The organism is Blautia sp. DFI.3.45 (genome assembly GCF_020593505.1).
Taxonomy (GTDB): Bacteria; Bacillota; Clostridia; order Lachnospirales; family Lachnospiraceae; genus Blautia_A; species Blautia_A wexlerae.
In genome coordinates this window covers 1-11,555 of record NZ_JAJDMI010000067.1, presented here as the reverse complement: position 1 = coordinate 11,555, position 11,555 = coordinate 1, and the positions used below count along the sequence as shown (strand labels likewise).

Here is an 11,555-nt window from a genome sequence, read left to right as displayed (position 1 = left end):
AAAGGGAAATAAAACATGCGTTTTGTGCAATTTTTATTTTTCAGACACGCTCTAGCAAGAATATAACTATAAATTGATTTTGCATAAAAAGAAAGACACCTTAAATCGTTTGTGTTGTATAATGAAAGTGACCAAACAAACATTGCAACATTTACGAAAGAAGGTGCCTCTCACAAATACTATACATTATTCTACATTCATATACAACCAGCTTAAGAAATTAAATTTATGCAAATCTTTTTCGAACAGAGTGATCGGTCATCTCATGAGTATCCTGATCAGTATCTTTATCTCAGGTTACCACGGAAAGACTACCGACTTTTCACAAAACAGTTCCTGCCCCAGAACTACCATCGCACATTTCCTCAATTCTGGGAAATGGGATGATACCTTACTTGAAAATACTTTAAAATCCTCCGTAGTTGAAATTATTTATTCAGAAGCACAGCGCACCGGAAAACCTGTTTTCTGTATTGTGGATGATACCATAGCTTCAAAGACAAAGCCTTCGTCACAGGCTATGCATCCAATTGAAGATGCGTATTTCCACCAGTCCCATTTAAAGAGAAAACAGGATTATGACCATCAGGCAGTTGCTGTTATGCTTTCGTGCAATGGCATTGTCCTGAACTATGCTTTTGTACTGTACAATAAATCCATTTCCAAGATTGATATTGTGCAGAACATTGCAAAGGAACTGCCAGAACCTCCAGTCATGTCATATTTCCTTTGTGACTGCTGGTATGTTTCTGAAAAAATAATCAACACATTTGTACAGAAGGGGTTCCATACCATTGGAGCTTTAAAAACAAACCGCCTGCTGTACCCGTCAGGAATGAAAAAGAAGCTCAGCGAACTTGCTGCTGAATTATCGGTAACAGAGAAAGGATTTGACCCTGTGACAGTCAAAAACCGAAAATATTATGTGTGCCGGTGGACAATAGGGGTATTTTTCAGACAATGTAAAACCCGTCTGGCGTTGGATACCTATCAGATACGTTCCTCGAAAGGAATCCAGAGGTACTGGCTGTTGATGTCAATGGCACATTATATCTGTGTTATAAGCACTGGGCAATATCAGTCTTTCCAGGAAGGATATCAACTGATTCGCAGTACCATTCAGCAGGAAAAGTATCAATATTTGTTTCAATGTGCAAAATCCTGTGTCGATTTTGAAGCGTTTATGAAATTAGCAGGATAGTTTTGTGCATTTTTTCAAATTTGCTCATTTATAGCTTAATAATTAAAGCAGAAGCAGGATAACGGTGAAGCTTTTACTGAAGATGATTACGCTGCTCTTTCCCTGACACCATTGATGTCCGGAAAAATGAGCCGCAAGGATATGTTTAAAGAAGCAATTTGTCTGGCAAAGCCCAATATTGAGCTGAATGCTGAAAAGACAACTGCGATGTTGTATACACTGGCTGACAAGTTCTTAGACAGAACTGAGTTAGACGAAATTAAGGAGGTAATGCGCATGACCAGACTTGGACAGATGTTAATGGATGAGGGCATGGAACTCAAAGAAACCGACTCCATCAAAAAACTTATGAAAAATATGAACCTGACCATTGACCAGGCAATGAACGCCCTGGAAGTTCCGGCAGATAAACGTGAAAAATACCGCAAGACAATCACTCCTGACAATTAATGGATAAAAGTACCGCCATATTGACTTATCACAATCAATATGGCGGTATCTTTCTTAATACAGTTTCTTACATTTTCTATCTGTTCATTTCATTGTGCTGCACAATCTTTCTCATATTTCCAACCAGAAGCAATGTCAGTACAATGGTTACGATTTTAAACGGAATATTCATATAACTCTTACACAAATCCCAATATATGGCAACGCACATAACAACAACAGTGCCTCCTGTCCATATGCACATGGACATTTTTGAGACATACAGGGCTTTTCTCGCTTTGGTTTTATCAAATTTAAAACCTATTTTCAGATGCCGTGGATAGATATTTTTATATCTGTATGTACTCAGCACAATCCCCATCAGTCCATAGGAAACTATAATGCAGCTTCCTCCTGCTGATAAAAAGGGAAGAAATGTTACTGATTGTGGAAATATACCCAGATTTTCCAGGATATTTATGAAAAAGTTTATAAGAAATACGATTCCGCATCCACATCCCATCATCATTCCAAGCTGATTCTTCTGTCGCATGGCAGTGTTAAAAACTGCAAAAATCAAAACTGCCAGAACACAGCATAAAAATATGGCTGCAATTGTTCCATATACAGATGACAGATAGGTCAGAATATAATCCGCATTAAAGGCCGGTAGATTTCCCATTACATCTGATTCACTTTTCCCTATCCATTTATTTTGCTGCCAGAATGAATGCAGCATTTCGGTGAAATAATCCTCTTCTCCACCACCTGAAAAAACAGCCTGTAAACGTGCGATCTGATATTTTGTCAGACTGCTTCTCAGATACCTGATCAGAAAAGCTGCCACAGGCATAGCCAGAAAGCCAGCCCAGATTCCACAGATGGCTCTCCTTTTTCTCACAGTAAACCAGTTCTTTTGAATTGCGATTGTCAGCATAACCAGCATAGATACCAACATCACACAAGCTGTCATAAGCGCAGGCATGGCATAGACCAATATAACCGGTGCAAACATCCATATGATTGCTCTTATCAAGCCCTTATATCCCCATCCATGATATTTATACAAAATTGCTCCATATATGGGAACATAAAACAGCATCAGAGTCTGCATGGATATTCCTCTTCCTCCCGGCAGTACAATGAAGCATCTTGCCCCATTTAACTGATAGCCACCCAACAAGGTAACCAGACAGGAAAACAGTAAAATGACAGCAATTATTTTCGAAGATCTTGCCAGTACAGTGTAATCCAGAAGATATAAAATCATCATAACTGCAAGTCCGATCACAACATGGAACACATATCTGTCCGAACCGGCCGCAGCGTTCTCACTGATTTTTCCGGCAATCCCTGCATGTATCAAAACGCCTGCAATGCTGATAAGAACGATTATTCCCAGAAGTTTCAATGCAACCTGAGGCCTGTGGACACTGTCAAGAGAGATTCCTGTTTCCACAGGATCTCCCATATCCCGGACAGCTTCCCTCTCTGCCTGTTCACGATCCATGCCTGCCTGCATATTTGCCTCGATCTGATCTTCTATATGATCCTGAAATTCCTGTTTTACATAAGGCCGCGCTTTTTTACAGCGAATCTGTTCCAGTAATGTTTTCAGATATTCGTCCATAGATCACACCTCCATTACAAGCACGTTGGTCACTGCTGCAGAATACTCTTTCCATTCCTCAACTTTCTTTTCCAGAAATCCCCTTCCCTGTCTGGTCAGGCTGTAATACTTTCTGGTCTTTCCGGCTGCCTCCTGTTCGTATACTGTCAGAAATCCCTTATCCTCCAGACTGTGCAGTAATGGATACAGAGTTCCTGCTTTCAGTTCAAACACGTTCTGAGATTTCTGTCGCAGGGTATCGATCATCTCATATCCATACATATCCTTTTCTGATAGCAATTTCAGTATAAGCATTGTCATACTCCCGGAAACCAGTGATTTTTCAATAGCCATAGTATTCACCTCCCATTGTATAGATTGTCTATATATCGGTTATCTATATAATAAAGGAACCTGTATACTATGTCAACTGTTTCCGGAATAATTTTGACAACTTCACTGCTATGGCAACCGAGTTCTGGTATCTACATACTTTTTCGGACAGAAAAACCACCGCATTGTCATATAGTAACACAATGCGGTGGTATAAATCTCTCAAAACAGATCCAGCATACTGTCCAGATAGATTTTTTCTCTGACATGTATCTGGTATTCCGGTCTGGTCATGTAATAGAGCAGAAATTCCAGTAGCAGAGCACTTCCGAGTCCTCTTCCTTCTATTTTAAAATTTGAAAATCCCATTGGCAGATAGATATCCCGGATATCATTGATTCCAATAAATCCCGGATTCTCCATAGCTTTTGAAAAAAGATATCCCCTCTCTCCTTCTGGTGCCTTGCAGTAATGCTCCGGGCAGTTTTCACCCAGATTCTTGCGGCTGACCGTTTCATAGCAGGCTTTTCTGTCCCTGCATCCAGCCCAGCAGCATTCATTGCAGAGAAATTCTACTTTGTCCTTCTCAGCCTGAGACAGTGTATTTAACTTATCAAAAGCCTTGTTTAGCCGGAAATCCGGCACAACATAATGGAAATCTTTTCTCCTGATTTCTTCCTCAAGCTGTGTAAAATCTGTCAGAACCTTGGTAGTGGAGGAAACAAAATAGAGTCCCGGATACTGCTCCTTAAGATGTTCCAAAAGCAGTTCTGAATAAATGATCACACCGTTTCGCGGTTCTCTGTTTCTCTCAAACAACCGGCACAGTGCATTGCATTTTCTGTCTGAAAGGTGCTCCTGACGAAGCAGGGAATTGCTGAAAGTCAGTCGGGCAGAAATCCCATATTCCTGCATCAGTTCAAGAACCTCCTCCGGGTCATTCTCTCCGAAGCCAGCCCTGCCTCCACCCCAGATACAGTCTGCCGGAGCACCATATATGGAGCCAATTTCACACCAGTCGTAAAAATATTCCCTGTGTTCCCGGAATAAAGGCAGGAACATCCGGTACAGCTCATAAAACTCAAACAGCCCGGGCAGGTGAAAATATGCTTTCTCCCTCATTAATTTTCCAGCACATCCTCTATGGTTTCCGAAGCATCCTCAAGAGCATCCAGGGCTTCGATCAGTTCATCTGCTTTTCCTGTGTGTGTCTCCTCTTCTTCATACTCATCGATCAGTTCTGTCAGCTGATCTTTTATTTCTTCCAGACCTTCATAGATTTCCTTTAATTTTTCTTCCCGTTCCATTACGGATGAAAGCTTTACAACTTTAGACATTGTGATACCTCCCATATGCATTTTCTTTAGGAAAAATTATAACACTGCCCTCTTTTTATGTCTATATAATCTGAAGGCACTTGTGATACCCTTTTCCTCTGTGGTATTCTATAGATATGATCATTGCGTTACGCAAAATATAAAGTGGAGGATTTTTATGTTAGTTTGTGATTATATTGTAGAATCTATTGACGGTGACTATGCACATCTTCGCAGAACGGATCTGCCTGAAGAAGAACTGAAGCTCGTAGCACGGGCACTTCTGCCCTTTGAGATTACGGAAGGATGCAGATTACATTATGAAATGATGCAGTATAGTATCATTGACTGATTTGACAGTCTCCGACTCACAGCTGTTACAAAAATTTACCAGAAAAGGCAGGTAAGTGACTTTTTTATCCTTTACCTGCCTGTAACTTCACGTTCTCTCTGTAATATCATTTTTTCATCAGATACCCATACTTACGCATCTGTCTTCTTAACAGCTGCTCCACGCGTCTTATTACTTCCCTGGGATAATTTTCCGAATTCTTCTGTAAGTATATCTGAATATCTTTAAAGGTAAATTGGAAACCAATCTGAATGCCATACAGTTCTTCTGCTGCATCCAGCTGTATATCAAAATCTGAGCTAAATGGCTTCGCCTCAATTTTTTCCAGACAATATTCCAATGACTGATCAATAGGATAATCCTGATTTATGTCGGCAAACATACAAAGTCCCTGATCAAAAAAAGGACTCAGTTCATATTTCTGTGTTTTTTCATTATAAATGACCGCAATATTGTTGGTATGTCTGTCCTCATTCATGAAAAACGCATCTATTTCCAGCATTGCAGTCAGATACGCTCCAAAATTATCTATTTTAGTAATTTCTTCCACCTGAGTTACCAGGTACTGAATGCGTTCTGAAACATCCGCAAAATCTGAGAGCTTTACTGCCAGACTTTCACCTGTATATCGACGATACAATTTTTCCAGCGGAATCAGAACCTGATTTGCTTTCAGAAAATCCAAACTGGAACAGCCCTGAAATATTTTCCCATTATACTCAATTACAGCTGCTTCATACTCAACAAAAGGGAAAGGACAGGTACTCTTCTGCAAAAGGTCAGATACAAGAACTTCAGATAAACCTTCATATCCCATATAATCAGCCTTATACCACCTGTCATCAATTTTCCATTTGAGCTGATCTCCCTTGGAAGTATGACCGCTCTTATGCAAGGGAGAATATGCATCAAAATTGCGAATTTCCATTTTTGATCAGCCCTCCTTTTTTAGAATCATAATCCATTGATGATCATCTGACATGCGCCCCTGTGTTTTTTCAATAATTAATAACGGATCATAAAATGGAAGCCCCATCTCTCTCAGAATATCTTTCCTGTGATCGCGTGTTCTGGGAAAACAGCGTTCTTCCAGAAAATATTCAAAATCAGCCCAATCCGGATCAGTTACAACTCCAAATGCCCGGAAAATAATCTGATCTGTATAGTTTTTAATCTTAATTTTTTCATGCCTGAAATCAATATCTATCGTTGTACACAGATCATCATGATTCATGAAATTCATACGCATTTTCACATCCGGATCATCAGAAAAATTATAGGCTCGCTTTATCTGACTGTAAATCGTCTGACGGGAAACGTGATACTGTCTGGCAATATCTGTAATTTTTTCTCCCCGGTCCTGCAGTGCCAAAATATGTGCCAGCTGTTCTTCTGTAAACGAATTTTTCCTTCCGGTATTTTTTTTCTTTTCAGAAATAATGCTGTTATTCATATCAGCATTCAAGCATCTGTAATTGTCGGCATCTCTGGATATCTGCTTCAGTTCATGAATATCTGTTGTTCCAAAAATCTGCTGTATCTGATCTTGAAAGTTCATATTCACATCACCACCTAAAAAAACATTATGGAAACCACTTTCACATATAACAGTTTGTGTAATTGAGTATAGCATGGAGCAAAAAGAAGTGTCAAGAAATAGTTTCTTGACACTTCTTCACCCATATCTACTCAATATGATTATATGCTTTTTCTTATTTCCGCTCCAAAAATCCCTTGGTTTTCCCCATAACATCCTGGAGAATTTTCAGGTTTTCCAGTGTATCTGTTGTTTCCAGTGAATGGTTTGCATTTTCATAAGTATACATTGGCACCTGCTGTTTTTGAGAAAAAGCCTGTACTTCAGAAACAATACTCCATGGATCTGAAGTTCCGATAAAGGCAATGGCTTCTCTGTGAGCAAAATTGTAGGTGTATTTCAATGGTGTGTATAGTATCTGCCGGCATCTGATGCTGTGTTTCTCTGCATATGCGGATGCTATGATCGTGCCTACGCTTTTTGCGACAAATAATATTTCATCATATTTGTCAAAGTCAATGGCAGAAAGACTTTTCTCTGCCTGTTCATAAAGGCTTTCGAATGCCTGCTGCATTTTTTCTTCATTTCCCCGGATATTTCCGCCATCATAATTATAGCTTAATGCAATTGTTTCTTCATAGCCACATTCCTGCGCCAGCTTTCGTGAATAATATAAAAGCGGCTTGTCACAATGATACCCGATACCAGGGAAAAATACTGCTGCCTTCATGTTCTGCTCTCCATTTAATAACTGCTCTATCATTTTTCATCAGATTGCCAGAAGATTCTTGATTGCTTCCATATAAACCAGAACTGCCTCTTCCATACCGGATACGAGAATAAATTCATCTGCACTGTGGATACGATAATCGATTCCCGGTTTCTCAGGTCCAAATGCAATGATATTTTTAAGAGATTTTGCATAAGTGCCGCCACCGATCACCATCGGTTTGTTCTCTGTATCTCCTGTTACATCTGTGTAAGCTTTGTATAAAGCATTTACAAGTGGGGATTCTCTTGGGAAGAATAATGGATCACCGATTCCCAGAATCTCTATACGACCATTCTCATCCTCAAGTCTGCCCTCACACATCCTGCGGACTTCATCTGCTTTCAATGTTACAGGTACTCTGATATCAATTGTACAGGAAATCACATCATTCTCTGTTTTGATCATACCGTTGCAAAGAGTAAGTTCGCCATACTCATCTGCAAATTTCAGTCCAATGCCTTCACCATCGCAGGATGTGCCGATATGTGTATTATAGAATTCCACAAAATCGTCCTTAAATCCTGCTTTCTCGAGACATTCAAAAGTAACACCTATTGCATTGACGCCAAGAGTCGGAGTGCTGGCATGTGCCGGAACTCCCTTTGCATAAATACTGATCTGTCCATTTTCCTCTGTTACCTTATATTCCTGAAGCTTTGTCTCTGCAAGTACAGCTTCCAGTCTCTCCTTCAGTCCCTCTTCGGCAGGAACAACTATTGTGGAGGAATCACACACTGCGTTAAAAACAAAACCACCATCTGCAGAGATGATTTTCGTGTTCTTGGAATAAGCCATCATCTGCAGAAGTCCCTTTTCGCCATGGATACACGGGAAGCTGGCATCCGGGGTAAAGCCGCAGGATAATTCTTCTGCCACTTCATTATAATGTTCCATACATTTGGAACCTGTTTCCTCATTACATCCCATAATGAGACGTACTCTCTTGTTCAGCTTCACACCTGAATCGCGAAGAAGCTTCATTGCATAAAGAGCTTCCAGAACAGGTCCCTTGTCATCTGTTGTTCCACGACCATAAACATAATCACCCTCGCGTGTCAGTTTAAACGGATCATAACTCCAGTCGCCGCCTACAGGTACAATATCCAGATGTCCGGCGATACCAACAATCTCATCACCCTCGCCCATCTCTGCATAACCACAGTAATTGTCCAGATTGACTGTTTTAAATCCAAGCTCCTGTGCTATCTTAAGACCTTCTTCCAGTGCTTTGGCAGGACCTTCTCCAAAGGGCTTATCCTCTGCGGGAGTGCCAAGCTGTGAATCAATGGCAACCAGCCTTCCCAGATTGGTAAGCATCTCCTCTGTTAATCCATGAATCTGTTCTTTAATATCCATAATTTTTGCGCCTCCAGTTAAATACTTTCTCTATCTTTGAAATATCTTTATCACTATTTTATCATATTCAGGCACAAAATAACAGCAGATTCCAGGAATGATTTTTTAGATAATTTTTCAGGACACAGTTTTTCAGACCCACTCTATGGCCAGATAAAATTGCAGTTTCCGGCCTCCAGACCATCAATGAGAATGTTCTGACCTGTACAGAAGCGGTTTTTTACCGCCATAAAGTAAATCCACTCTGCAGCCTCTTCCACAGACATCCACCGTTTCAGAGGTGTAAGTTCCATAATCTGATCCCAGAGCTTTTCATCCTCCATCACCGGCCGGTTCAGTTCAGTCATAACCCCGCCGAAATCCAGACTGTTGCATGTGGCCTGATAAGGAGCTATCCTCATGGCCACGTTTTTCGTGTAGGCAAGGACTCCTCCTTTGCTTGCCGCATACTCCGGAAATTCAGACCCTGTATGCCCGCTTGCTGATCCAATCATAATAACAGAATAAATATTGGGATGAATGCCGTAATGTTCTGTAACAGAAATCGTCCCTTTCAGATTTACATCAATATCATCGCCATTCTGAACCCCTGCATTATTGATCAGAATATCTACCTGTCCGATTTCCGGATAAGAGCTTTTGTCTCTGATATCCAGACAGAAATGAGTATATTTCGGATGTTGGATCGAGGATATATTTTTATCAAATCCATAGACTTCATGATTTTCTTTCAGGAACAATTCTGCACAGCCTTTCCCGATCCCGGATGCTGTGCCTGTGATCAGAACTTTCATCAGGCAAAATTCTCCTTCATACTTTTACGCAGCGCTGTAATAAGAACTGCTGCTACTGCAATACACAGAACCCTGTCAATGTAGTCTGTGATAAACTGAACCACAAAGCAGCTTCCTACCATTCCAAGAGGTGTTTTTGCCAGAAGCTGTACAAGAACGGTGGATCCGGAAGAAGTGATTCCTCCAAATAAAAACGCCGTAATACAGGAACTAATTATGGTAGATGGAAGTGTGATCACAAGAGCAGCCGGAAATATCTGCCACTTTTTCGGCTGGAATTTTCTGTACACAAGACCTGTCACAAAACCAAGAAGAATTCCTACTGGAGCATAATACAGGGAATAAATATCTACAGTCATTCCCATCAGCAGACCGCTGAGCAGATTAGGCAGCATTCCATAAAAGGGTCCCAGGACAGCAGCCACAAATACAGTTCCAATACTGTCCAGATAAATAGGAAGTTTCAGAAATAAAGCAATCTGTCCTCCCACAAAATTAATGCAGATAGCAAAAGCGATCATACAGATCTTCTGTACACTTATTTTTTCAGTTTTCATTTTAAATCCCCTCGTATTAAGTCTTGTAAAATATCCAGTTTTTCCGGTTCCTGATCAAGGATCCTTGAAAGAAACATCTGAAAGAATCCATACACATCTACCTCAGTCAGCACCCTTGCATTTGATGCTTTCCGGTAGAAATTCATAGAATCCACAACAGACTGTCCAAGAGAAATCCCCTCTGTTTCAATCTGTACATAGGAATCAAAGCCTTTGCAGAGTTCCGGATTGATAAAATATGCCACTGCCAGGGGATCATTGATCACACAGCCAATGATATGCTCCCATTCCCAATGAAAATCAAAATAAAATTTCGTAATCTTCTTTACAAATTCCCCTGTTTCTTTGTTCAGACGGCACATATACTCCAACAGATCAGGCGTGAGCACAATCTTTCTCGTCACATCCAGCCCCACCATATGGATTTTCTGGCCATTCTGATGGAGTGTCTCATATACCAGGGAAGCGCCGTCCGGGTCACACCAGTAATTGTATTCTGCAACAGGTGAACAGTTTCCATGACTTTTAAAGCTACCGCCCATGGAAACAATTTCCTCAATACAGGAAAATGCTTCTTTATCCTTCTGGATCAGTCTGGCAAGATTGGTCATAGGTGCCAGTTCGATTATGGATACTTTCTCTTTTTTCAATACATCAGCAAGAAAATCCACAGCACTGATCTGCTGATGATAACCGGTTACTTCCGGCAGAAAGCTTTCACCAAGCCCGTCTTCTCCATGAGTGTCCAGAGCATTCACGTAATCCCGCCTTAAGGGAGTGCTTTCCCCAATGTACACAGGAACGTCCAGACGATTCATCTGCTTCAGGATTTTCTTTGCATTTCCAAATCCCATCTCCACCGGTGAATTTCCACACACAATGGTGATTCCGATCACTTCGATCTCCGGTGATTTCAGTGCAAGCATAATCGCAAGACTGTCATCAATCCCCGGATCACAATCAATAATTACTTTTCTTTTTTTCATTTAATTCCTTTCTGTCAAAGCAAAAAAAATACTTTTGTTTATCCCTCAATAAACAAAAGCATCAGCAAACAGACCGCTTATGATAACTCATAAGCGACCGCAATATTTTTTACTTTGCCTAGTTTTTTATACTGGGAGGGTTTCGAACCAGTTTCGGTGGTTATTTTAACACATATTTTTATGCATGACAACAGTTAGCGCATACACCATTTGAGATTTGCAGCATATTCTAAGAGCAGAAATCTCGTGACATGCTCCCGCCACTTAAATCTTACAGATTTTGAAGTGGGAGCTTCCTGCTCAATTGCCCTTC

At 40.6% G+C, this 11,555-nt stretch carries 14 protein-coding genes and 1 riboswitch; of the genes, 3 read left to right on the top strand and 11 right to left on the bottom strand.

From position 1 onward, the window contains the following. Nucleotides 1–265: 265 nt before the first annotated feature. Together LJE09_RS15815 and LJE09_RS15810 are read left to right on the top strand one after the other, a co-directional pair. Nucleotides 266–1,201 carry a transposase gene (locus LJE09_RS15815; RefSeq protein ID WP_025580469.1) on the top strand — a complete coding sequence of 312 codons (936 nt, stop codon included), beginning with the start codon at nt 266–268 and terminating at the stop codon, nt 1,199–1,201. Nucleotides 1,202–1,342: 141 nt separating this feature from the next. Next, nucleotides 1,343–1,651, top strand: coding sequence for a hypothetical protein (locus LJE09_RS15810; protein WP_227226662.1), 309 nt, complete (start codon nt 1,343–1,345; stop codon nt 1,649–1,651). Nucleotides 1,652–1,727: 76 nt separating this feature from the next. Here LJE09_RS15810 and LJE09_RS15805 read toward each other — a convergent pair whose 3' ends face one another. The 4 genes from LJE09_RS15805 to LJE09_RS15790 all read right to left on the bottom strand — a co-directional run bounded on the left by LJE09_RS15805 (nt 1,728) and on the right by LJE09_RS15790 (nt 4,909). Beyond that, nucleotides 1,728–3,260 (bottom strand): FtsW/RodA/SpoVE family cell cycle protein, encoded by a 1,533-nt coding sequence (locus LJE09_RS15805; RefSeq protein WP_173721874.1) that lies wholly within the window; start codon nt 3,258–3,260, stop codon nt 1,728–1,730. A 3-nt stretch (nt 3,261–3,263) separates the two neighbouring features. Next, the gene (locus LJE09_RS15800; RefSeq protein WP_019160773.1) at nt 3,264–3,593 is read right to left on the bottom strand and encodes a PadR family transcriptional regulator; all 330 of its coding nucleotides are present in this window, start codon (nt 3,591–3,593) and stop codon (nt 3,264–3,266) included. A 201-nt stretch (nt 3,594–3,794) separates the two neighbouring features. Beyond that, complete coding sequence (locus tag LJE09_RS15795; protein WP_227311539.1) at nt 3,795–4,694, bottom strand: hypothetical protein; 900 nt, start codon at nt 4,692–4,694, stop codon at nt 3,795–3,797. Next, nucleotides 4,694–4,909: a hypothetical protein gene (locus tag LJE09_RS15790; RefSeq protein ID WP_173698135.1), complete on the bottom strand. Its 216-nt coding sequence runs from the start codon at nt 4,907–4,909 to the stop codon at nt 4,694–4,696. The genes LJE09_RS15795 and LJE09_RS15790 overlap by 1 nt, the downstream gene beginning before the upstream one ends. 157 nt (nt 4,910–5,066) lie before the next feature. On the opposite strand from LJE09_RS15790, the gene LJE09_RS15785 reads away from it, so the two are divergent. Further along, nucleotides 5,067–5,240, top strand: a complete 174-nt coding sequence (locus LJE09_RS15785) for a hypothetical protein (protein ID WP_019160770.1) — start codon at nt 5,067–5,069, stop codon at nt 5,238–5,240. Between the two features lie 106 nt (nt 5,241–5,346). Here the strand turns inward: LJE09_RS15785 and LJE09_RS15780 are convergent, their stop codons facing one another. From LJE09_RS15780 to LJE09_RS15750, 7 genes are all read right to left on the bottom strand, one after another. Beyond that, on the bottom strand, nt 5,347–6,168 hold the full coding sequence (locus LJE09_RS15780) for a hypothetical protein (RefSeq protein ID WP_118340439.1): 822 nt from the start codon (nt 6,166–6,168) through the stop codon (nt 5,347–5,349). A 6-nt stretch (nt 6,169–6,174) separates the two neighbouring features. After that, nucleotides 6,175–6,798 (bottom strand): helix-turn-helix domain-containing protein, encoded by a 624-nt coding sequence (locus tag LJE09_RS15775; protein ID WP_022379881.1) that lies wholly within the window; start codon nt 6,796–6,798, stop codon nt 6,175–6,177. Nucleotides 6,799–6,952: 154 nt separating this feature from the next. Further along, on the bottom strand, nt 6,953–7,507 hold the full coding sequence (locus LJE09_RS15770; RefSeq protein ID WP_173700128.1) for an alpha/beta hydrolase: 555 nt from the start codon (nt 7,505–7,507) through the stop codon (nt 6,953–6,955). Between the two features lie 39 nt (nt 7,508–7,546). Continuing rightward, nucleotides 7,547–8,905, bottom strand: coding sequence for a M20 family metallopeptidase (locus tag LJE09_RS15765; protein WP_227311538.1), 1,359 nt, complete (start codon nt 8,903–8,905; stop codon nt 7,547–7,549). 143 nt (nt 8,906–9,048) lie between these two features. Further along, a complete protein-coding gene (locus LJE09_RS15760; RefSeq protein WP_055153776.1) occupies nt 9,049–9,699 on the bottom strand; it encodes an SDR family NAD(P)-dependent oxidoreductase in 651 nt (216 codons plus the stop codon). Continuing rightward, entirely contained in the window at nt 9,699–10,256 is a 558-nt protein-coding gene (locus LJE09_RS15755; protein ID WP_008706068.1) for an ECF transporter S component, read from the bottom strand. Before LJE09_RS15755 ends, LJE09_RS15760 begins: the two co-directional genes overlap by 1 nt. Next, complete coding sequence (locus LJE09_RS15750; protein ID WP_025580476.1) at nt 10,253–11,242, bottom strand: nucleoside hydrolase; 990 nt, start codon at nt 11,240–11,242, stop codon at nt 10,253–10,255. The genes LJE09_RS15755 and LJE09_RS15750 overlap by 4 nt, the downstream gene beginning before the upstream one ends. A gap of 112 nt (nt 11,243–11,354) precedes the next feature. Further along, nucleotides 11,355–11,399: riboswitch (PreQ1 riboswitch) on the bottom strand. Between the last annotated feature and the right edge of the window lie 156 nt (nt 11,400–11,555).